Annotated in this window: 19 protein-coding genes; 7 read left to right on the top strand and 12 right to left on the bottom strand. The window is 64.2% G+C overall.

All coding sequences use genetic code 11. The features are described from left to right. The gene (locus B7Y64_RS00765) at window positions 1–444 is read right to left on the bottom strand and encodes a flavin reductase family protein (RefSeq protein WP_111865981.1); all 444 of its coding nucleotides are present in this window, start codon (window positions 442–444) and stop codon (window positions 1–3) included. 167 nt (window positions 445–611) lie between these two features. Further along, a complete protein-coding gene (locus tag B7Y64_RS00760) occupies window positions 612–1,949 on the bottom strand; it encodes a D-amino acid dehydrogenase (protein WP_111865979.1) in 1,338 nt (445 codons plus the stop codon). 391 nt (window positions 1,950–2,340) lie between these two features. Here B7Y64_RS00760 and B7Y64_RS00755 point away from each other — a divergent pair, with 391 nt between their 5' ends. Further along, window positions 2,341–3,252, top strand: coding sequence for a LysR family transcriptional regulator ArgP (locus B7Y64_RS00755; RefSeq protein WP_291324823.1), 912 nt, complete (start codon window positions 2,341–2,343; stop codon window positions 3,250–3,252). Between the two features lie 157 nt (window positions 3,253–3,409). Next, window positions 3,410–4,024 carry a TetR/AcrR family transcriptional regulator gene (locus tag B7Y64_RS00750; RefSeq protein WP_291324822.1) on the top strand — a complete coding sequence of 205 codons (615 nt, stop codon included), beginning with the start codon at window positions 3,410–3,412 and terminating at the stop codon, window positions 4,022–4,024. Window positions 4,025–4,156: 132 nt separating this feature from the next. Here the strand turns inward: B7Y64_RS00750 and B7Y64_RS00745 are convergent, their stop codons facing one another. From B7Y64_RS00745 to B7Y64_RS00725, 5 genes are all read right to left on the bottom strand, one after another. Continuing rightward, on the bottom strand, window positions 4,157–5,095 hold the full coding sequence (locus B7Y64_RS00745; RefSeq protein ID WP_291324821.1) for a fasciclin domain-containing protein: 939 nt from the start codon (window positions 5,093–5,095) through the stop codon (window positions 4,157–4,159). A gap of 51 nt (window positions 5,096–5,146) precedes the next feature. Next, window positions 5,147–5,602 carry a fasciclin domain-containing protein gene (locus B7Y64_RS00740; RefSeq protein WP_291324820.1) on the bottom strand — a complete coding sequence of 152 codons (456 nt, stop codon included), beginning with the start codon at window positions 5,600–5,602 and terminating at the stop codon, window positions 5,147–5,149. Between the two features lie 168 nt (window positions 5,603–5,770). Next, a complete protein-coding gene (locus tag B7Y64_RS00735; RefSeq protein ID WP_024813578.1) occupies window positions 5,771–6,193 on the bottom strand; it encodes a universal stress protein in 423 nt (140 codons plus the stop codon). 108 nt (window positions 6,194–6,301) lie between these two features. Beyond that, the gene (locus tag B7Y64_RS00730) at window positions 6,302–7,147 is read right to left on the bottom strand and encodes a metallophosphoesterase (RefSeq protein WP_291324819.1); all 846 of its coding nucleotides are present in this window, start codon (window positions 7,145–7,147) and stop codon (window positions 6,302–6,304) included. A gap of 7 nt (window positions 7,148–7,154) precedes the next feature. Continuing rightward, window positions 7,155–8,135, bottom strand: a complete 981-nt coding sequence (locus B7Y64_RS00725) for a LysR family transcriptional regulator (protein ID WP_024813580.1) — start codon at window positions 8,133–8,135, stop codon at window positions 7,155–7,157. A 129-nt stretch (window positions 8,136–8,264) separates the two neighbouring features. Here B7Y64_RS00725 and B7Y64_RS00720 point away from each other — a divergent pair, with 129 nt between their 5' ends. Further along, window positions 8,265–8,708, top strand: a complete 444-nt coding sequence (locus B7Y64_RS00720) for a hypothetical protein (RefSeq protein WP_024813581.1) — start codon at window positions 8,265–8,267, stop codon at window positions 8,706–8,708. A 186-nt stretch (window positions 8,709–8,894) separates the two neighbouring features. On the opposite strand, the gene B7Y64_RS00715 is transcribed toward B7Y64_RS00720, so the two are convergent. The 4 genes from B7Y64_RS00715 to B7Y64_RS00700 form a co-directional block, all read right to left on the bottom strand. Next, the gene (locus B7Y64_RS00715) at window positions 8,895–10,769 is read right to left on the bottom strand and encodes a phosphoenolpyruvate carboxykinase (GTP) (RefSeq protein WP_291324818.1); all 1,875 of its coding nucleotides are present in this window, start codon (window positions 10,767–10,769) and stop codon (window positions 8,895–8,897) included. 298 nt (window positions 10,770–11,067) lie between these two features. Beyond that, a complete protein-coding gene (gene queC, locus B7Y64_RS00710) occupies window positions 11,068–11,772 on the bottom strand; it encodes a 7-cyano-7-deazaguanine synthase QueC (RefSeq protein WP_024813583.1) in 705 nt (234 codons plus the stop codon). Window positions 11,773–11,846: 74 nt separating this feature from the next. Further along, a complete protein-coding gene (locus B7Y64_RS00705; protein WP_201740922.1) occupies window positions 11,847–11,993 on the bottom strand; it encodes a hypothetical protein in 147 nt (48 codons plus the stop codon). 72 nt (window positions 11,994–12,065) lie between these two features. Further along, window positions 12,066–13,265 carry a threonine ammonia-lyase gene (locus tag B7Y64_RS00700; RefSeq protein WP_111865966.1) on the bottom strand — a complete coding sequence of 400 codons (1,200 nt, stop codon included), beginning with the start codon at window positions 13,263–13,265 and terminating at the stop codon, window positions 12,066–12,068. A 181-nt stretch (window positions 13,266–13,446) separates the two neighbouring features. On the opposite strand from B7Y64_RS00700, the gene B7Y64_RS00695 reads away from it, so the two are divergent. From B7Y64_RS00695 to B7Y64_RS00680, 4 genes are all read left to right on the top strand, one after another. Beyond that, window positions 13,447–14,889, top strand: a complete 1,443-nt coding sequence (locus tag B7Y64_RS00695) for a diguanylate cyclase (RefSeq protein ID WP_291324817.1) — start codon at window positions 13,447–13,449, stop codon at window positions 14,887–14,889. A gap of 408 nt (window positions 14,890–15,297) precedes the next feature. After that, window positions 15,298–17,316 (top strand): ribonucleoside triphosphate reductase, encoded by a 2,019-nt coding sequence (locus B7Y64_RS00690; RefSeq protein WP_291324816.1) that lies wholly within the window; start codon window positions 15,298–15,300, stop codon window positions 17,314–17,316. A gap of 189 nt (window positions 17,317–17,505) precedes the next feature. Further along, window positions 17,506–17,682 (top strand): anaerobic ribonucleoside-triphosphate reductase, encoded by a 177-nt coding sequence (gene nrdD / locus B7Y64_RS00685; protein WP_114654666.1) that lies wholly within the window; start codon window positions 17,506–17,508, stop codon window positions 17,680–17,682. Between the two features lie 193 nt (window positions 17,683–17,875). Continuing rightward, the gene (locus tag B7Y64_RS00680) at window positions 17,876–18,538 is read left to right on the top strand and encodes an anaerobic ribonucleoside-triphosphate reductase activating protein (protein WP_291328277.1); all 663 of its coding nucleotides are present in this window, start codon (window positions 17,876–17,878) and stop codon (window positions 18,536–18,538) included. A gap of 69 nt (window positions 18,539–18,607) precedes the next feature. Here B7Y64_RS00680 and recQ read toward each other — a convergent pair whose 3' ends face one another. Further along, window positions 18,608–20,467: a DNA helicase RecQ gene (gene recQ, locus B7Y64_RS00675; protein ID WP_291328168.1), complete on the bottom strand. Its 1,860-nt coding sequence runs from the start codon at window positions 20,465–20,467 to the stop codon at window positions 18,608–18,610. Between the last annotated feature and the right edge of the window lie 160 nt (window positions 20,468–20,627).

The following is a 20,627-nucleotide window of genomic DNA, read 5'->3' as shown; positions in this document are numbered from 1 at the left end:
TCAGAGCGGGTGCTCGGTGTAGAACCGCCCGCCGTGGTACAGCAGGGGCGACATGCCGCCGTGGTGCTGGCAGCGCTCGACCTCGCCGACAAAAATCACATGGTCGCCTTCTTCGTAGCGGCTGCGGTTGAAGCACTCGAAGGTGGCCGCGGCGCCCTCCAGCAACGGGGCGCCGCTGATGCCGGAGTGGTGTTCCACACCGGCAAAGCGGTCGACTCCGCGGGAGGCGAAGCGCTCGGCCAGGGCCTTCTGGTCGGCTGCCAGCACATTGATGGCGTAGTGGGAGCCGTTGGCAAAGGCCGGCATTGAAGCGGCCGCGCGCGACAGGCTCCACAGCACCAGGGGCGGATCCAGCGAAACTGAATTGAACGAATTGGCGGTGAGCCCGATGGGCTGACCCTGTGCATTGCGGGCCGTCACGATGGTCACCCCGGTGGCGAACATGCCCAGCGCATCGCGAAACTCCCTCGCAGAAAAACTGGGCGGGCGGGCAAGGGCGGGTCGGTGCAGGGAGCTGTTCACAAAAACGGGGCGCAGAGCCTTCTGGAGGGGGAGGGCTATTATGGTGCGGTGCCCGCAATCGCGCAGGCGTGGGGCGTTTTGACCGCCCCTCAGGCCGCGACCACAGGGCGTTGGTGCGGCCCCGGTTCAGCGCCCAGAAAGCCGAAGGCCATCGCAGGCTGCGCGCCACTGATCAGCTCGGCCAAGGCCTTGCCCGAGCCCGCGCCATGCGTCCAGCCCAGGGTGCCATGGCCGGCATTCACCCACAGCTTGCCCACGCGCGTGCGGCCGATGAACGGGATATTGGTGGGGGTGGCGGGGCGCAGGCCGGTCCAGTACTGCGGGTTGCCGCCCTGCTCGGGCGTGCGGGTGTCGCACACGCCGGGCAAGACTTCTTCGATGCGGCGTGACAGCAAGTGGCAGCGCGCCTTGGCCACGGGGTTGTCCAGGGACAGGTCAAAACCGCCCAGTTCGATGGTGCCAGCCACGCGCAGCACATCACCCAGGCGGCTCATGGCGAGCTTTTTGCCATCGTCGATGGCAGAGACCAGGGGCGCTGCTTCGGGCCGCAGCAGCGGGAACGTGGCGCTGTAGCCTTTGCCGGGATAAATGGGCAGGTCCACACCCACGCTGCGCAGCAGCGGCGCGCTGTAGGAGCCGCAGGCCACCACGATGGCATCGCCCTTCAATATTGAGTGTTTTTGGCCTGTAGCCCCCGACTGTATTGCGCTAACAGCTACTGAATCGATAGTGTTTCCGGTTTTGTTGAGGCGCAGCACGTCATGGCCATACAGAAACTGCGCGCCGCGCTCGGCGCAGCGGCGGGCCAGTTGCTGGGTGAACAGGCGCGCGTCGCCGCTTTCGTCGGTGCTGGTGTAGGTGCCGCCGGTGATGCGCTCGCCATAGGCGCTGAAGGCTGGCTCGATCTGCAGCAGCTCTGCGCGGCTGACCAGGCGGCGCTGCACGCCGAACTTGCGCATCACCTCGACTGCGTGGCCCGCCTCGTCCAGCGATTTCTGGTCGGAATAGAAGTGTGCGATGCCGCATTCGAGGCGGTGGTATTGGATGCCGGTGGCCCGCACCACGTCTTTCAGCGCCGCATGGCTGTAGGCGCCCAGGGCCACGATCTGCTGCACATTGCGCTCAAAGGCCGTGTCGTTGCATTGCGCCAGAAACTTCAGGCACCAGCGCCATTGCTCCCAGTCCAGCTGAGGGCGCAACAGCAGCGGCGCCTCCTTGTCGAACATCCACTTGAGCGCTTTCCATGGCGCTGCGCGGTTGGCCCAGGGCTCGCAGTAGCTGACGGAGATTTGCGCTGCATTGGCGAAACTGGTTTCCAGCGCGGCGTCGGGCTGGCGGTCGACCACGACCACTTCGTGTCCGCGCTCCAGCAGGTGCCAGGCGGTGCTGATGCCGATGATGCCGGCGCCGAGAACAATCGTTTTCATAGAGAGAGCGTGTTGTGCACTTTGATGTGCCCGCGAAAGCCGGGGAAAGGCCCGGCAACCAGGCGCAGGACGCGCCGCAGTGTGGATACTGCAAGCGGCCTGCAACAACGTGGCCGGGCCTTTCCCCGGCTTTCCCTCCGGGTTGGCCCCGGAGGCAGGCGTTCGCCGCGTTGCAGCGCTTGCCAAGGCACGGGCCTTGGCGGCGGCACTGCGCCTTGCGATCACCAGCCTCCAGGGCCAACGCGGGTACGTCAAAGTGCACAACACGCTCTCATGCAGTGTCCGTGACATTGCCGGCAACTAAAAGGAAAATTAAACTTACTCCAAAAACATCAGCGCACCTAATAAAGCGCGTTGCACGACTTCCCCTTTTTGCGCGAGTTGAAAGACCATGAGCACCTTTGATCCTGCCGCCCTGGAATGCCTTGCCGCCATCGTGGAAGAGGGCGGTTTCGAGCGCGCCGCCCAGCGCCTGAATGTCACGCAATCGGCGGTGTCGCAGCGCCTGCGGGCGCTGGAGGCGCAGGTGGGCTCGGTGCTTATCGTGCGCAGCCGGCCGCTGCGGCCGACCTCGGCGGGGCAGTTGCTGCTCAAGCACACCAAGCAAATGCGCCTGCTGCGCGCCGACCTGGAGCGTGACCTGCAGGAGCTGGCCCCCAGCGCGCCGGGGGGCACGCGCGAGGATGAGCGCATCTCGATCGCCATCAATGCCGACAGCATCGCCACCTGGGCCATGGGTGCCCTGCAGGATCTGGTGCGACAGCGTTTGCCGCTGGAAATCATCGTGGACGACCAGGATTTCACCCAGGAATGGCTGCGCTCGGGGCAGGTGCTGGGCTGCGTCACCACGCTCAAGCAGGCGCTGCGCGGCTGCAAGATGGTGCCGCTGGGGGCAATGCCCTATGTGGCGGTGGCCTCGGCTGCATTTGCGCAGCAGTATTTGCCGCAAGGGCTGACGCCGCACAACTTTCGTGAGGTGTCGTTTTTGTCGTTCAACCGCAAGGATGACATGGCCTCCGAGTTTGTGGCGCGCGCGTTCGGCCTCAAGCGGGTGGCGCTCAACCACCTTTTCGTGCCCAGCGCAGAGGGCCAGATGCGGGCCGTGGCTGCGGGCTGGGCGGTGGGGGTGGTGCCCGAGCTGCTGGCACGGGGCGCCCTGGCCGACGGCTCCATGGTGGACCTGGCCCCCGGCCGCGCCCTGTCCATCGAGCTGTATTGGCATTGCTGGAACCTGGAATCGGAGCTGCTCGACGCCCTGACAGCGGCCCTGACCGGCGCCGCCGCCCAGGCGCTTGTCGCCTGAGATCGTGAACACGTTCTCAGGCACCGTGCCCGCGCAGGGCGTTGGTGCACAGCGTTCGCAGGGCCCCAAGCCGTTCAGGATGCGATTGAAAAGTGAACGACGTGGTTGTAGTGCAACTGTTAAGTTGTTTTGGAACCGATGCGTATAAAATACGCGAATGCAAACGCCGAAACCCAAGGTCTCCTTCAAGGAACAAATGCACCTGGCGCGTGAAGACGCCATCCTGCAGTCCACTTGCCGCCTGCTGGGCGAAAAGTCTTTCGATGCGATGACGATGGACGATGTCGCCAACGCGGTGGGCATCGCCAAGGCCAGCCTTTACAAGCATTTCGCCAGCAAGGAAGACCTGTGCTGCGCCGCCATGATCCAGATTCTTGGGCGTGTGCGTGCCTACCTCGACACCTTGCCCACAGACATGCCGCCCCAGGACAAGCTGCGAGACCTGGTGCGCTGGTCGCTGGAGCGGCTGATAACCAACGAAATGCCGCTGCTGCCCAGCCGCAACTCCAGCCTGCGGGCGGTGCTCATGGCCAACAAGCACTACCTGGACGGGCTGGTGACCGTGAGTGACCAGATCGGGCAATGGATCACCGAAGCGCAGGCGCAAGGCTTCATCAACCCCGCGCTGCCGCCGCTGGTGGTGCTGTACACCCTGTTTGCCCGCGCGTGCGATCCGGTGGTGGGGTTCCTCAAGGAGGGCGGCCAGTATTCGGACGCAGAGGTCGTGGACCTGGTGGTGCGCACCTGTTTTGACGGGCTGGCCGCGCGTTAAGGGCATGCAAATAGAGCGCTGACGGCGTACGCACGCAACCCGCAACCCGCACCCCGTAGTTGCGCGGTTTCCACCCAAAAAAAGAGCCCGGCATGCCGGGCTCTTTTGCGATGGGGGTCAGAGTCACCCGACTCACTTGGGCAGGATCACCTTGTCCACCACGTGAATTACGCCATTGCTGGTAAATACGTCGGTGGCCACGATGCTGCTGGTGCGCATGTTCTGGTCGGTGATGACCAGGCTGGAGTTCACGGTGAAACTCTGGCCCTGCACGGTGGTGATGGCGGTGTTGACGGGCACCTCGGCCTTGAGCACGCGCGCCGGAACCACGTGGTAGGTCAGCACCTTGGTCAGTAGAGCCGTATTGGCCAGCAAATCGGCCTTGCTGACGCCCAGCTCGGTCAGCAGTGCGGCAAACGCGGCGTTGGTGGGGGCAAACACGGTAAACGGGCCCGTGCCCTGCAAGGTGCTCGCCAGGCCTGCGGCTTCCACGGCCTCGACCAGGATGCTGAAGTCGGGCAGCGCCGAAGCGGTGGCCACAATGTCCTTGTCGGCTGGCAGCAGCACGCGGTCCACCAGGTGCACCACACCGTTGCTGGCCTGGATGTCGGTGGCGGTGATGGTGCTTACGCGGTTGCGGCCATCGGTAATCTTGAGGCCGTTATTGGATTCGATCTTGAAGAAGCCACCCGATACCGGGGTGATTGCCTTGCCCAGTGGCACGTCGGCCCGCGCCACGGTGCTGCCGAGCACGTGGTAGGTCAGCACCGCCGTCAGCAGTGGCTTGTTGGCCAGCAAGGCCTCCTTGCTCACGCCGAGTTCGGTCAGCAGCGCAGCGAAGGCCGCGTTGGTGGGCGCAAACACCGTGAGCGTGCCGGTGCTCAGGGTGGCGGCCAGATCGGCGGCCACCACGGCTTCCACCAGGATGCTCAGTTCGGGGGTGTTCTTCGCCAGCTCAACGATGTTGCGCTGGGGTTCGTCATCGCCGCCCCCGCAGGCTTGCAACAAGGTGGTGCCAGCGCCCAGGGCGGCGCCCAATATAACGGTACGGCGGCTGAATGCGGTTTTCATGGTGGCTTCTCCTCGCGAATGGTCGGTCGGTGAAAAGAACGGGGCCAGTGCTTACTTGGGCATCAGCACGGTGTCGATGGCGTGGATCACGCCATTGCTGGCGGCCACGTCGGTGGCGATGACCTTGGACTGGTCCACCATCACGCCCATGTTGGTGGTCACCGTGAGTTCCTGGCCCTGAACGGTCTTGACCTTGCCGGCCTTCACATCCTTGGCCATGACCTTGCCGGGCACCACGTGGTAGGTCAGCACTTTGGACAGCGCCGCCTTGTCGGCCAGCAGGCCATCGAGGGTGGCCTTGGGAATCTTGGCAAACGCTTCGTCGGTGGGCGCAAATACCGTGAACGGGCCGGGGCCCTTCAAGGTGTCCACCAGACCAGCGGCCTGCACCGCAGCCACCAGGGTCTTGAAGTTGCCCGCCTTCACGGCGGTGTCAACGATGTCTTGTGCCATGGCGGTGAACGTGGCGCCTGCAGTCAAGGCGATAGCAATCAGGGTCTTTTTCATGGTTCGTTCCTCTCGGATGGGTGGAGATGACACGCCAGGATGGGCGTGGCGCGAATGTATAACCAATTGGTTCCAATGTAAACCGTATGGTTATTCAATAACCGTACGGTAATTTCGGGGCGAAAAAAAGCCCTGTCAGGACAGGGCTTGGTTGGGGGCTCACCCGCCTTAGCGCACGATCAGCAGGGGCACCTTGCAGTGGGCCAGCACCTGGGTGGTGACCGAGCCCATCACCAGCGTGGCGATGGCACCATGGCCATGCGAGCCCATCACCAGCAGGTCGAACTTGCCTGTGTCGGCAACCTTTGCAATGGTTTCACCCACCGGGCCGACCTTGACGCTGCGCTTGGGCTGCACGCCGTGCCGCGCCAGAAACTTGCACACCGGAGCGAGAATCTTCTCGGCTTCCTCGGCGTGGTAGGTGTCCACCATTTCCTTGCCCAGCGCGGCGCGCGCGCGGGTGGGCAGGGGCATCTGCACGGTCAGCACGGTGTATTCGTGGGTGCCACCCAGCAACTCTTCATGGGTTGCAAGATAGGCCAGCATTTTCTTGGTGTACGCGCTGCCATCGACAGCAAGAAGGATGTTCATGGTGTGTTCTCCAGAATGAATGGATCAGGCTAATCTGCGCCCGCGGTTGTTGTTTTCACCTGTGCCAGGTTTTCTCGTGCGCTCGGAAAGGGTGTCAGCCTGCGCCCATCATACGGAAACGCAGCACTGCGCCTGGAACAAATCCTGTTCTCCCTTGCGTGCATACCCCAGTGGATTGGCCACCACGCGGCACTGCCAGGGCACACCGAGCTCGTCGGTGCCGCCCACCGTGTAGTCGCTGGGTGCGTGCAGGTGCCCGTGCAGCCACAGTTGCGCCAGGGGCAACAACTCGTCCAGGGCATTGCAAAAGCCGGCCGTGCCGGGCACCAGCCCATAGCGTGGATCGGCACTGCGCAAGCTGGGTGCAAAGTGGGTCACTGCCACCGTGGGCCCGGGGTGCGGGCGGGCCAGTGCGTCACGCAACCATTGCTGGCACAGCAGCGCCTGCGTGCGCACCTGCTCTGCCAGAAAGGGCTCGCCATCGCGCGTTGCACCGGTTTTGCGCAGATAGAAGTTGGCGGCGCGAAACGCCTTGTCGCGCAGCTTCAGGCTATGCGTGAGATCGGTGCTGTTTTCGTGGTCTGCCAGGGCATCGAAGTCGCTCCAGAGCGTGGTGCCAACAAAACGCACGCCGTCCAGCACCAGCGTTTCGCGCTCCAGCCACGCAATGCCGAGCTGGTCGCACACCGTGCGCAACCGGTGATGTGCGGCGTCGAAATCCTGTGCGTCGTATTCATGGTTCCCGGGCACCAACAGCACCGGCACAGGCCAGCCAGCAAATTGCGGCAAGGGGGAAAAGCGCTCCAGGCCGAATGACGTGTCGGCGAGCAGCCCGCCCTCCTGGTAAGAGCCGATGTCGCCCGCCAGCACCAGCACATCGGCCGCGGGGGCGGGCTCGGGCGTGAACTGGGGATGCGCCTCCAGGTGCAGGTCGGACAGCAGCTGTATCTTCATGGCGGGGTCAGTCTACGGCGGCGGGGCCCGCCTGTTGGGGAAAGGTGCGCCGTGCAGCGCGTGCCAGCGCCAGCAGCAACCAGTTGATGGCCGCCTGCTGGGGGCCGCGCCGACGCCACAGGGCATCCACATGCACCGCGGGCACATCCAGGGGCAAGGGGCGCAGCACCAGGGCGTCGGCGATGCCGGTAACGGGCACGAAGTGCCGCGGCAGCACGGTGAGCAAGTCAGAGCTGGCCACCACCCGCCCCGCAGTGAAAAACTGGTTGACGGTGAGCACCACACGCCGCACGCGCCCCAGCGATGCAAGGGCCTCGTCGATGAAGCCAAACGGGCGCCCGGAAAAGCTCACCAGCATGTGGCGGGACGCGCAAAACTGGTCCAGCGTCAGCGGCGAGTTGGCCAGCGGATGGCCCTGGCGCATCACGCACACATATTCGCCGTCGTAGATGCGCCTGCTGTCAAAGGCGATCACGCTCCCCGACTGGGCCCGCGCCGTCAGGTCGGCCAGCACGGCAGGAAAGTAGCCCACGGCCATGTCGGCGGATTCTTCCTCAAGCAGACGGCGGGGATCGCGGGTGGTGAGTGGAACCACCCGCACGGAAATGCCGGGGGCCTCGCGCTCCATCATCTCCACCAGCCCGGGCACCAGCGTGGCCGCGGTGGCGTCAGACATGGCCAGCACAAAAGTGGATGTGGCAGTGGTGGGCTCAAACAGGCCGGGCGCCAGCGACTCCTGCAATTGCGCCAAGGCTTCGCGTACCGGGGGCCACAGTGCCAAGGCCCGTTGGGTGGGCTCCACGCCGTGACCGCTGCGCACCACCAGGTCGTCACCCAGCACTTCGCGCAGTCGCCGCAGCGCGTTGCTCACTGCTGGCTGCGTGAGCGACAGCTTGTGCGCAGCCCGCGTCAGGCTGCGCTCTGCCATCACCTCGTCAAAGACGCGCAACAGGTTCAGGTCAAGGGAGCGGAAATTAACAGGGACCATGCAGTCAAAGTATCACTCACATGAATGATCTCAATTCACAATATAAACTTGAATGTATTCAGGGTAAACCCTAATATCACCCCATCGCCCGGCAATCTCGCCAAAAGCGTTTGGAAAGGGACCTCAAATATGACCAGTTTTGCACACGTGGATTACCCCACACAGCACCCCGGCGTGGTCCGGGCCGAAAACGCCATCGCGGCACTGAAGAATTTTGCCGCAGGCTTTGACGGCGCACGCGGTGCGGCCTCGCTGATGCTGGCGGCGGTGGTTGCCGCGTTGGTGGTGGTTGCCAACCAGGTGATCGACACTTGGGGCGATGGCCACTTGATGGCCGCTTGGATGTTGTTGTGGGCGGTGGCGTTTATGGCCATTGCGCTGTTTGCAACGCCCGCTCGCCGCGCATCGGTGGTGCTACGCAACGGCTACAAGGCTTGGGTGGAAAGCCGTCGCCAGGCTGCCGAAGACCAGCGCACCTGGAATGCCGCCCTGCAGGACGCCCGCATGATGGCTGACCTGAGCCGCGCAATGACTTCCTCGGCCACGCAGGATATCGGCAACAAATACTACTGAGCACTGCACAGACCGTGTGCCGGGCGTCGCCTGGCAGCACAGCAACGAAAGCCGTGGTCACAGCCCACGGCTTTTTTTCGTCCACGCCAGCAAGAGTGCAGGCGCCATGAAAAAAGCCGCCTCGCTCCACTGAGGGGCGGGCGGCTTGGCGCAGTGCACGAACCCTGTGAGGGTTCGTGCACTCGATCACACGGCAGCCAGGCGCTTTTCGATGGCAGCCCGTGTTTCCAGCAGCTCCTTGGGCAGGTGGTAGGCCAGTTGCTCAAAGTGCGCATCGTGCAATTTGAGTTCTTCCACCCAGGCAGCCTTGTCGATGTGGGTCACGGTCTGGAACTGCTGGGTGTTGAAGTCCAAACCCGTCCAGTTGATTTCTGCATACTGCGGAGCAATGCCGAACATCGTGTCCTGGCCTTTCGCCTGGCCTTCGATGCGGTCGATCATCCACTTGAGAACGCGCATGTTCTCGCCGTAGCCGGGCCACACGAACTTGCCTGCCTCGTCTTTGCGGAACCAGTTCACGCAGAAGATCTTGGGCAGGGAGTGGCCGGATTCCTCCAGCTTGTGCTCCATGTCCAGCCAGTGCTGGAAGTAGTCGCTCATGTTGTAGCCGCAGAACGGCAGCATGGCGAACGGGTCGCGGCGCACCACGCCCTGCGCACCAAAGGCGGCGGCGGTGGTCTCGGAGCCCATGGTCGCGGCCATGTACACGCCTTCCATCCAGGTGCGGGCTTCGGTGACCAGTGGCACGGTGGTCGAGCGGCGACCGCCGAAGATGAAGGCATCGATGGCCACTCCATTGGCATCATCCCACTGGGGGTCGAGCGCCGGGTTGTTGGTGGCGGCCACGGTGAAGCGCGAATTGGGGTGCGCGGCCTTGGCGCCGGTCTCCTTGGCAATGGCGGGCGTCCAGTCTTTGCCCTGCCAGTCGATCAGGTGGGCGGGAATGCCGCCGCCGTCTTTTTCCATGCCTTCCCACCACACGTCGCCGTCGTCGGTGAGTGCCACGTTGGTGAAAATCACGTCCTGGTTCAGCGACAACATGCAGTTGGGGTTGGTGTGCATGTTGGTGCCGGGGGCCACGCCGAAATAGCCGGCTTCGGGGTTGATGGCGTACATCTTGCCGTCGGCATGGGGCTTGATCCAGGCGATGTCGTCACCGATGGTGGTGACCTTCCAGCCCGCAAAACCGGCCTCGGGCGGCACCAGCATCGAGAAATTGGTCTTGCCGCAGGCGCTGGGGAAGGCAGCAGCCACGTGGTACTTCTTGCCCTCGGGGTTGGTCACGCCCAGGATGAGCATGTGCTCGGCCAGCCAGCCTTGGTCGCGGCCCATGGTGGAGGCAATGCGCAGTGCCAGGCACTTTTTGCCCAGCAGGGCGTTGCCGCCGTAGCCCGAGCCGTAGGACCAGATTTCGCGCGTTTCGGGGTAGTGCACGATGTACTTGACCTTGGGGTTGCAAGGCCAGCTGGTGGTGTCTTTTTCGCCAGCGGCCAGCGGTGCGCCCACGGTGTGCATGCAGGGCACAAACTCGCCGTCCACACCCAGCACGTCGTACACGGCCTTGCCCATGCGGGTCATCAGCTTCTGGTTCACGGCTACGTAGGCGCTGTCAGTCAGCTCCACGCCGATGTGGGCAATGTGGCTGCCCAGCGGTCCCATGCTGAAAGGCACCACATACATGGTGCGGCCCTTCATGCAGCCGTCAAACAGGGGCTGCAGCGTAGCGCGCATTTCAGCGGGGGCCATCCAGTTGTTGGTCGGGCCGGCGTCTTCCTTTTTGGCCGAGCAGATGTAGGTGCGGTCTTCCACGCGGGCCACGTCCGACGGATCGGAGCAGGCCAGAAAGCTGCCGGGGCGCTTGGCGGGGTTGAGCTTCTTGAACGTGCCGGCGTCGACCAATTGCTGGCACAGGCGGTCGTATTCATCTTGCGAGCCATCGCACCAGTAGATGCTGTCAGGCTTGCACAGGGCGGCCATGTCGGACACCCAGGCGAGCAGGCGGGCGTTCTTGACGTAAGCGGGGGCTTGGAGATTCAGGCCCTGCATCGTGGGTGAGTTCATTGGGGAGCTTCCTAAGTTGAAAAACAGTTTTTTCAAAGGAAGCCAACCTGCAGGGTTGCGACAGGGCCGGGCGCAAATGTGGGTGCTGAGCGCTGCCTTTGAAAAAACGGCTTACGTGCTCAGTCGGCGGGCGGTTGCAAGGCATAGCCCCACGGGTGGAGGCTATTCCACGGATTCCGCGGGTCGGCTGGGATGTCGATTTTATGAATCTGACGCCCGTTTGTCTGTCAGTCAGGGGTTAAAACCATGCAAAAAACGCATGAGGTTATGATTCTTTGGTGGCTTGGCTGGGCCAAATTCAGGACTGCGACGCTTGCCAGCGCTCAAAACCTGCCTTGCGCAGGGCGCAGGCCGGGCAGGTCCCGCAGCCATAGCCCCACGCGTGGCGCGTATCGCGCGCACCGTGGTAACAGGTGTGGGAATGCTCCAGAACAATGTCCACCAGCGCCTGGCCACCCAGGGTGCGCGCCAATTGCCAGGTGTCGGCCTTGTCCAGCCACATCAGCGGCGTCTCGAAGGTGAAGCGCTGGCCCATGCCCAGTGACACTGCCACCTGCAGCGCCTTCAGGGTGTCGTCGCGGCAATCGGGGTAACCCGAAAAATCGGTTTCGCACATGCCGCCCACCAGCGTGTGCAATCCACGCCGGTAGCCCACTGCCGCTGCCAGCTGAAAAAACAGCAGGTTGCGTCCGGGCACAAAGGTGTTGGGCAGGCCGGCAGCGTCCATCACGATTTGCGTGTCGCGCGTGAGCGCCGTGTCACTGATCTGCCCCAGCACGGCCAGGTCAATCATGTGGTCCTCGCCCAGGCGCTCTTGCCAGTGCGGAAAACCTGCGCGCAGGGCGGCCAGCACTTCCTGGCGCGCCTGCAGCTCCACCATGTGGCGCTGGCCATAGTCGAAGCCGATGGTTTCGACGTGGGCGAAATGCTGCAAAGCCCACGCCAGACAGGTGGTGGAGTCTTGGCCACCGGAGAAAAGTACGAGGGCGTGTCCGGATCGCATGGGCGGCTTCTTTCGAAAATGGGGCGTAAAAAAACCCCGCGCTGCGGGGTTGATGGGCGAGGGCGGCGTGCGCCTCAGGCCATGTTCACGGCAATGAAGGCCAGCAGGAAAATCATGATGGCACCCACGACAGGCAGCACCACGGGAATCAGCGGGACAACGTTTTCCACGGCGTCGGCGGTGTGCGCTGCAGGCGTGTGCGAGGTGTTGTGGTCAGACATGGCAATGACTCCAATGGCGAAGAATTGGCGCAATTCTAGCTGTAGCGGCACAGATGCGTGCCACCAGGGCCATCACATCAGCGCTGCTTGCATCCCTGCGCAGCGCAAGGCCTCCAGCACCTGGGCCACATGGGGCTGCCCGCGGGTCTGCAGCACCAGCGCAATTTCTACATTTTGCGCAGCCAGCAGGGTGAAGGCGCGCTGGTGGTGCACCTCTTCGATGTTGGCGCCTGCGTCTGCCACGGTGGCCGTGATGCGCGCCAGCACGCCCGGAACGTCGCGCGCACTCACGCGGATGCGCGCCAGCCGCCCCGAGCGCACCATGCCGCGCTCGATGATGGCCGCCAGCAGCAGCGGGTCGATGTTGCCGCCGCACAGCACCAGCCCCACCCGCTTGCCCTGAAAGCGCCCGGGGTAGCGCAAAAGCGCCGCAAGCCCCGCAGCGCCCGCGCCCTCCACCAGCGTTTTCTCAATCTCCAGCAGCATCAGCACCGCCTGCTCGATGTCGCCCTCGTCCACCAGCACCAGATCGTCCACCAGCCGCTTCACCACCTCTTGTGTGATCTTGCCCGGCGAACCCACGGCAATGCCCTCGGCAATGGTCGACGTGCCCTGCGGGTGGTGCGTGCCCTGTACGGCATTCACCATGGCCGGGAAGCGCGAAGTCTGCACGCCAATGACCTCGATGTCGGGCCGCAGCGCCTTGGCCGCAGTGGCCACGCCCGCAATCAGCCCACCGCCGCCCACCGCAATCACCAGCGTGTCCAGGTCGGGCACGGCGCGCAGCATCTCCAGCCCCAGCGTGCCCTGGCCGGCGGCCACCGCTTCATCATCGTAGGGATGGACGAACACCAGCCCTTCGGAATCGGCAAGACGGTAGGCGTGCGCGCGCGCCTCCTCCAGCGTGTCGCCATGCAACACCACCTCGGCGCCAAAGCCGCGCGTGCGCTCCACCTTCACGCCCGGCGTAAAGCGCGGCATCACGATCACCGCCCGCAGCCCCAGCCGCTGTGCGTGGTAGGCCACGCCCTGCGCATGGTTGCCGGCGCTCATGGCCACCACGCCCCGGGCGCATTCGGCTGGCGTCAGCAGCGTGAGCTTGTTGCAGGCCCCGCGCTCCTTGAAAGAAGCGGTGAACTGCAGGTTTTCGAACTTGAGGAACACCTGAGCGCCCACGATTTGCGAGAGCGTTTTGGATTCCACGCAAGGAGTGTCCAGCACCTGGCCTTGCAGGCGGGATGCGGCAGCCTGAATGTCTTGAAGGGTGATCATGCCCGGCATTGTGGCAACAAAGCACGCGCGGTGAGACACCCCTTGTCCTGGCCGGCCCAGCTGGATTCATTGACCGACTGGAATTGAGTGCGGTGTAAAGTAACAACACGTATCTTGACGCGAGCGTTGCAGCGGCAATGGGTTTGGCCAGGATATTTCGCACACCAGGATCTTCCACGCCATGCACCCAGATCGACAGCGCAAAATTCGTGAGCTGTTCAACGAATACATCGAGATGTACGCCGCTCGGGATGAGCGCCTGACCGAGCGTTTCAGCCAGAACTTCACCGGCTACCCTGGCAGCGGGAGCCAGCTGATCCACGACCGCGAGGAATGGATCCGCATCACCCGGCAGGACTTTGCCCAGGTGCCGGGCCGCGTCCGCATCGAGATGCTCGACATCGCGCTGCAGGACCTCAGCGAAGACGTGGTGGTGGTCACCGCCTTCTTTCATATCCACCTGCCCAGCGGCGGCGACTATTTTTCGACCAAGGTGGTGCGGCTCACGCTGGTCTTTCGCCGCGAGGGCGACGACTGGATGATCGTGCACTGCAGCTATTCCGTTCCCTACCACAGCACGCAGGACGGCGAGGTCTTCCCGCTCCACAGCCTGCAGGAGCAAAACAGCGCCCTGCAGGCCCTGGTGGCCGAACGCACCCAGGCGCTGCACGACAGCCAGGCCCTGTACCGCCTGCTCACCGAAGATGCGCAGGATGTGCTGTGGCGCACCGACGCCCGGCTCATCGTCACCTACATCAGCCCGGCGGACGAACGCCTGCGCGGCTTTCGGGCCGACGAGGTGGTGGGGCGCCATGTGTTTGAGATGTTCACCGAAGAAGGCGTCGCCGTGGTGAAAGCCATGATCCAGCGCCGCGCACAGGAAGAGGCATCCGGCACGCCTGTCGGGTTTCTGAACTTTCAGGTGCAGCACCGCTGCAAGGATGGCCGCCTGATCTGGGGCGAGGTCATGTCCAAGACCGATCGCAATGCTCAGGGCGAAATCATCGGCTACCACGGCATCACGCGCGAGATCACCGAGCGCAAGCGCCTGGAAGAGCAGGTGCGTCAGATCGCCTTCCACGACCCGCTCACCCACCTGGCCAACCGCCGCCTGATGCTGGAGCACCTGGACCAGGCCATGTCGGCCAGCAAGCGCAGCCACCACCATGGGGCGCTGCTGTTTCTCGACCTCGACAACTTCAAGTCCCTCAACGACACCCACGGCCACAGCGTGGGCGACCTGCTGCTGATCGAAGTGGCCGAGCGTCTGAAGGCCTGCGTGCGCGAAGCCGACACCGTGGCGCGCTTTGGCGGTGACGAATTCGTGGTGCTGCTGTGCGAACTGGACACGCAACCGGCCGAAGCCAGCGAACAAGCCATCGCTGTCGCCGAAAAAATCCGCATCCGCCTGTCCGATCTTTATGTGCTGCAAGCCGCGCCATCCGGCCCCGCGACCGGGACCATCGAGCACCAATGCACCGCCAGCATCGGCGTGGCGATTTTCCGGGGGCGCGACGAGAGCCAAAGCAGTGTGATCGACAGGGCCGATGCGGCGATGTACCACGCCAAAGAGGACGGGCGCAACCGGATCCGGTTGGCCCCATGTCCCGTCGAGGCGGGCTGATCCGCAGCACCCACAGGTCCCCTCGCCCCCGGTGAGTGCGTGCGCCTGCGTGGCGGCGACGTCGATCGCCTGCGTGCCGATGAACCCCCGCCACCCGGCCCATGAACGCGTTGCCCAGCGGCGCCGCGACAAAGCCATCTGCCACTGCCGCCAGCGCATGGCGGTGCAGCGGGCCGGCTTGGGCGAGCGGCTCTGGCGGTGGTGCCAGCACGCACGCAGAGGCAACCAAAAGCCCGCCGCGTATCGGGCGCAGATGGCTTACGCCCTGATCACAGTGTGCTGGTGTCGGGGCTTTTTTTACTTCTGCTGACAGCCGCATTTGTGCTGAATCAAACTACCTATAGTGTTTGATGGGTATCGTGGACACCATATGTAGTGTTTTAACCCCTTGCCAGATTGTGAGAACCCATGGCGTCCACCCTTGTCACCTTGCCCCGCGAAGTCGTTTTGCGCAGCGGGCAGCGCGTTCCTTTTGATGCGGAGCGCATCCGCGCCGCGCTGGCCAGTGCCGGGCAGGCGGCGGGCGAATATGGCGCCGAAGAAGCGGCGCTGCTCACCGCGCAGGTGACCAAGGTGCTGATCCACCGCTTTCATGGCGAGGCGCCCACGGTGGAACAGATCCAGGACGTGGCCGAGCAGACGCTGATCGCCGCCAACCACCTGGCCACCGCGCGCGCCTACATCGTCTACCGCGAGCAGCACGCCCAGCTCCGCGCTGACAAGCAGACGCTGGTGGATGTGGAAAGCTCCATCAACGAATACCTCACGCGCGCCGACTGGCGCGTGAACGCCAACGCCAACCAGGGCTATTCGCTGGGTGGCCTCATCCTCAACGTGGCGGGCAAGGTCACGGCCAACTACTGGCTCTCGCATGTCTACACGCCCGAGATTGGCGAGGCGCACCGCAACGGCGACATCCATATTCACGACCTCGACATGCTCAGCGGCTACTGCGCGGGCTGGTCGCTGCGCACGCTGCTGCACGAGGGGCTCAACGGCGTGCCTGGCAAGGTGGAGGCGGGCCCGCCCAAACACATGAGTTCGGCCGTGGGGCAGATCGTCAACTTTCTGGGCACGCTGCAAAATGAGTGGGCAGGCGCGCAGGCGTTCTCGTCGTTCGACACCTACATGGCGCCCTATGTGCGCAAGGACGGCATGGACTACGCCGCCGTGCGCCAGTGCATCCAGGAGCTGGTCTACAACCTCAACGTACCCTCGCGCTGGGGCACGCAAACACCGTTCACCAACCTCACCTTCGACTGGACCTGCCCCGAAGACCTGCGCGAGCAGGTGCCCGTGATCGCAGGCCACGAAATGCCGTTTGCCTATGGCGATCTGCAGACCGAGATGGACCTCATCAACCGCGCCTACATCGACGTGATGACCACGGGCGACGCCAAGGGCCGCGTGTTCACCTTTCCCATCCCCACCTACAACATCACCAAGGATTTCCCGTGGGAGAGCGAGAACGCGCAGCTGCTGTTTGACATGACGGCCAAGTACGGCCTGCCGTATTTCCAGAACTTCATCAACTCCGAGCTGGAGCCGAACATGGTGCGCTCCATGTGCTGCCGCCTGCAGCTCGATTTGCGCGAGTTGCTCAAGCGCGGCAACGGCCTTTTTGGCAGCGCCGAGCAGACCGGCAGCCTGGGTGTGGTGACCATCAACTGCGCGCGCCTGGGCTACCAGCATGCGGGCGATGAAGCCGGCCTGTTCGCCGCGCTGGACCGCCTGATGGAACTGGGCAAGCAGAGCCTGGAGACCAAGCGCAAGCTCATCCAGCGGCTCATGGACCAGGGCCTGTTCCCCTACACCAAGAGGTATCTGGGCACCCTGCGCAACCACTTCAGCACACTGGGCGTGAACGGCATCAACGAGATGGTGCGCAACTTCACCCACGATGCGCACAACATCACCAGCGACTGGGGTCATGCGTTTGCCGTGCGCTTGCTCGACCATGTGCGCGAGCGCATGACGGCTTTTCAGGAAGAAACCGGCCACCTCTACAACCTCGAAGCCACGCCCGCCGAAGGCACCACCTACCGCTTCGCCAAAGAGGACAAAAAGCGCTGGCCCGCCATCCTGCAGGCCGGCACGGCAAGCCAGCCGTACTACACCAACTCGTCCCAACTGCCCGTGGGTTTTACCGACGACCCGTTCGAGGCCCTGATGCGCCAGGAGGCGCTGCAATCCAAATACACCGGCGGCACCGTGCTGCACCTGTACATGGGCGAGCGCCTGTCCAGCGGCGCGGCTTGCCGCGATCTGGTCAGGCGCGCACTCACGCGCTTTCGCCTGCCGTACATCACCGTCACGCCCACGTTCTCGATCTGCCCCACGCACGGCTACCTGGCGGGCGAACACCCCTTCTGCCCGCGCTGCGACGAAGAGCGGCTGGCCGCCAAGCGGGCTGCACTGGCTGCGTGAGGGCGCAGGCTCTGGCGCGGCCAGTGCAGGCTCGATTTTAGAAGAAAAAGGCCCGTAGCCCTTATGTAATAAGCGCTAACAGCTATCGAAATAGGAGCATTCAAGACTCCCAACCCGTTGTATGCGTTCCCGCCGGACAGCGCCGTAATTTTGCAGCGTGTCCATTTTTCGACCTCAGGAGATACCACCATGAGCCATCTTTCGATCACCGAGCAAGCCGCCATTGACAACGTTCAACTCACCGACGCCGAGCGCCAGCCCTGCGAGGTCTGGACCCGCGTGATGGGCTACCACCGCCCCGTTTCCAGCTTCAACGTGGGCAAACAGGGCGAGCACCACGAGCGCCAGTTTTTTGCCGAGAAGTGAACAACCCCCTGAGCGGCTGCGCCGCTTCCCCCTTCTCTCGCAAAGCTCTGCTTTGCGGGAAGGGGGACGCCACCGGCGCCTGTACATGGAAATGTTGGCGGCCCTTGCGCGGTGGCCGCTGGCCGGTGCCGCGCCAGAGCATACGTCTTCAACCATGAATACCGTGAGCGAAACCCTGTTGTCTGCCAACCCTATGCGCATCGGCGGCATCACGCCGCTCACCACCATCGACTTCCCCGGCCGCCTTGCGGCCGTCGTCTACTGCCAGGGCTGCCCCTGGCGCTGCAGCTATTGCCACAACCCCGAACTGCTGGACGCCTCGGCGCCCGCCGCCGTGCCGTGGTCGCAGGTGCTGGCGTTTTTGCAAAGCCGCCGGGGCCTGCTCGATGGCGTGGTGTTTTCTGGCGGAGAGCCCACCCTTCAGACCGCATTGCCCGCCGCGCTGGCCGAGGTCCGTGCCATGGGCTTTGCCACCGGCCTGCACACGGGCGGCATGTACCCCGAGCGCCTCGGTGCGGTTTTGCCGCTGCTCGACTGGGTGGGGCTGGACGTCAAGGGCCCGCTGCATGCCTACGACGGCATCACCGGCGTTCCCGGCAGCGGAAAGCGTGCGTGGGAGTCGCTGCAACTCGTGGTGCCAAGCGGTGTGCCATACGAATGCCGGACCACCTGGAACCCCGCGCTGTTTGATCTGGATGCACTCCAGGACTTGGGCGAAACGCTGGTCGATAGCGGGGTCACGCATTGGGCGCTGCAGCAATGCCGTGTGCCGGGCCTCGCCGCGTACGAAGGGCTGCCGCCTGTGGTGGAGACCCTTGGCGAGCGGTTTGCGTCGTTCAGTGTGCGACGGGGCTGAAGGCGACGGCCTTGGTGACCCCGATTCAGGGCGCCATGGGCCTCCCTCTATGGCACTGCCAGCACTATTTCAGCTTTGCTGACACACCCTCAGCACCTCCGCACCATACGCCTCCAGCTTCTTCGCCCCCATCCCGCTGATGCCCTGCAAGTCGTCGAGCGTGCCGGGGTTGCGCTCGGCAATCGCGGCCAGCGTGGCGTCGTGGAAGATCACATAGGCCGGCAGGTTGTGCTCGCGCGCCACCTCGGCGCGCCAGGCCTTGAGGTTGATGAAGCGCACCTGCGCATCGGGCCCCAGGTTGGCGGCAGCGGCGGGTGGGGCGCTGCTTTTGCGGCTGCGTTTGGCGGGGGCCGAGGACACCGATTCGCGCAGCTGCACTGGCACCTCGCCCTTGAGTACGGCGCGCGAGCCCTCGGTGAGGCACAGGGTGTCAAAGCTGTGGCCGCTGTCCAGCATCACCTTCTGCAGGCCCAGGGCACCCGTGGCGATCAGCTGGCGCAGCACGCCGCGCAGTTGGGGCTCGGTCAGGTCGGCGCCAATGCCGAAGGTGGAGATTTTTTCGTGCCCGAACTGCGCCACCTTTTCGGTCTTTTTGCCGCGCAGGATGTCCATGATGTGCCCGGCGCCAAAGCTGATGCCGCTGGCCTGGTTCACGCGGTAGATGGTGGACAGCAGCTTGCGCGCGGCATCCGTGGCGTCCCACACCGCCGGTGGATTCAGGCAGTTGTCGCAGTTGCCGCAGGGCGTGGATTTTTCGCCAAAGTAGGCCAGCAGCCGCACGCGTCGGCAGTCGGTGGCCTCGGCCAGCGCCAGCAGCGCGTCGAGTTTGCCGCGCAGCGCCTGCTTGAACTCCTCGCCGGCCGGGCTTTCGTCGATCATGCGGCGCTGGTTGACCACGTCATTCAGGCCGTAAGCCATCCAGGCGTCGGCGTTCAGGCCGTCGCGGCCCGCGCGGCCGGTCTCCTGGTAGTAGCCTTCGATGTTCTTGGGCATGTCCACGTGCGCTACAAAGCGCACGTCGGGCTTGTCGATGCCCATGCCAAACGCAATGGTGGCCACCATCACGATGCCTTCTTCGCGCAGGAAGCGGTCCTGGTTCTTCTGGCGCACCTTGGTGTCCAGGCCCGCGTGGTAGGGCAGGGCCGTGATGCCCGCGTCGCACAGCGTGGCGGCCAGTTCTTCCACGCGTTTCCTGGACTGGCAATACACCACGCCCGCCTCGCCCGCGTGCTCGCGCTCGATGAAGCGCAGCAACTGCGTGGTGACGTCCTTTTTCTCCTCAATGCGGTAGCGGATGTTGGGCCGGTCAAAGCTGCTGATGAACAGCCGTGCGTCTTCGAGCTGCAGCCGCTCGATGATGTCGGCGCGCGTCAGGTCATCGGCCGTGGCCGTGAGGGCGATGCGCGGCACGCCCGCATAGCGCTCGTGCAGCACCGTGAGCGCCCGGTACTCGGGGCGAAAGTCGTGGCCCCACTGGCTCACGCAATGCGCCTCGTCAATGGCAAAAAGCGAGAGGTGCCCGCCCTGGTACAGACTGTCGAGCAGGCCCAGGAAACGCGGCGTGTTCAGCCGCTCGGGCGCGGCATACAGCAGCGTGATGTCGCCCGTCTGCAGGCGCAGCTCCACGTCCTGCGCCTCGTCAAAACTCAGGGTGGAGTTCAAAAACGCCGCGTCCACCCCCGCCTCGTGCAGCGCGCCCACCTGGTCGTGCATCAGTGCGATCAAGGGCGAGATCACGATGGTCACCCCGCGCCCCTGCTGCTGGCGCACGATGGCGGGCACCTGGTAGCACAGACTTTTGCCGCCGCCCGTGGGCATGAGCACCAGCGCATCGCCACCGCCAATCACATGTTCGACGATGTCCTGCTGGGGGCCACGAAACTGCTCGTAGCCAAAGACGTCGTGCAGGACGGTGTGGGCAGGGGACAAGGCGGAGGACAGGCGAGAAGACAAACGATTACTCTGAAATTGATAGCTGTTAGCGCTTATCTATAAAGCGCTAGAGGCCAATTTGACCAATATTTTCGCGGCAGACTTGCTCGCTGGCGAAGGGGCTTATTGTGCGCCGGGCGCCGCGTTACCCGTTGAG

The organism is Acidovorax sp. 35-64-16 (assembly GCF_002281195.1).
Classification (GTDB): Bacteria; Pseudomonadota; Gammaproteobacteria; order Burkholderiales; family Burkholderiaceae_C; genus Acidovorax; species Acidovorax defluvii.
Note: the sequence above shows the minus strand (reverse complement) of the source record. Positions and strands in the feature narration are given on the sequence as shown.

Bases quoted from the DNA above. Each gene is read 5' to 3' on its own strand.
- B7Y64_RS00725 (WP_024813580.1), bottom strand. From the start codon at position 8,135: ATGGTCCCTGTTAATTTCCGCTCCCTTGACCTGAACCTGTTGCGCGTC.
- B7Y64_RS00680 (WP_291328277.1), top strand. From the start codon at position 17,876: ATGCGCATCGGCGGCATCACGCCGCTCACCACCATCGACTTCCCCGGC.
- B7Y64_RS00760 (WP_111865979.1), bottom strand. From the start codon at position 1,949: ATGAAAACGATTGTTCTCGGCGCCGGCATCATCGGCATCAGCACCGCC.
- nrdD (WP_114654666.1), top strand. From the start codon at position 17,506: ATGAGCCATCTTTCGATCACCGAGCAAGCCGCCATTGACAACGTTCAA.
- B7Y64_RS00700 (WP_111865966.1), bottom strand. From the start codon at position 13,265: ATGATCACCCTTCAAGACATTCAGGCTGCCGCATCCCGCCTGCAAGGC.
- B7Y64_RS00755 (WP_291324823.1), top strand. From the start codon at position 2,341: ATGAGCACCTTTGATCCTGCCGCCCTGGAATGCCTTGCCGCCATCGTG.
- B7Y64_RS00695 (WP_291324817.1), top strand. From the start codon at position 13,447: ATGCACCCAGATCGACAGCGCAAAATTCGTGAGCTGTTCAACGAATAC.
- B7Y64_RS00735 (WP_024813578.1), bottom strand. From the start codon at position 6,193: ATGAACATCCTTCTTGCTGTCGATGGCAGCGCGTACACCAAGAAAATG.
- B7Y64_RS00740 (WP_291324820.1), bottom strand. From the start codon at position 5,602: ATGAAAAAGACCCTGATTGCTATCGCCTTGACTGCAGGCGCCACGTTC.
- B7Y64_RS00745 (WP_291324821.1), bottom strand. From the start codon at position 5,095: ATGAAAACCGCATTCAGCCGCCGTACCGTTATATTGGGCGCCGCCCTG.
- queC (WP_024813583.1), bottom strand. From the start codon at position 11,772: ATGCGATCCGGACACGCCCTCGTACTTTTCTCCGGTGGCCAAGACTCC.
- B7Y64_RS00730 (WP_291324819.1), bottom strand. From the start codon at position 7,147: ATGAAGATACAGCTGCTGTCCGACCTGCACCTGGAGGCGCATCCCCAG.
- B7Y64_RS00690 (WP_291324816.1), top strand. From the start codon at position 15,298: ATGGCGTCCACCCTTGTCACCTTGCCCCGCGAAGTCGTTTTGCGCAGC.
- B7Y64_RS00750 (WP_291324822.1), top strand. From the start codon at position 3,410: ATGCAAACGCCGAAACCCAAGGTCTCCTTCAAGGAACAAATGCACCTG.
- B7Y64_RS00715 (WP_291324818.1), bottom strand. From the start codon at position 10,769: ATGAACTCACCCACGATGCAGGGCCTGAATCTCCAAGCCCCCGCTTAC.
- B7Y64_RS00720 (WP_024813581.1), top strand. From the start codon at position 8,265: ATGACCAGTTTTGCACACGTGGATTACCCCACACAGCACCCCGGCGTG.
- B7Y64_RS00765 (WP_111865981.1), bottom strand. From the start codon at position 444: ATGTTCGCCACCGGGGTGACCATCGTGACGGCCCGCAATGCACAGGGT.
- B7Y64_RS00705 (WP_201740922.1), bottom strand. From the start codon at position 11,993: ATGTCTGACCACAACACCTCGCACACGCCTGCAGCGCACACCGCCGAC.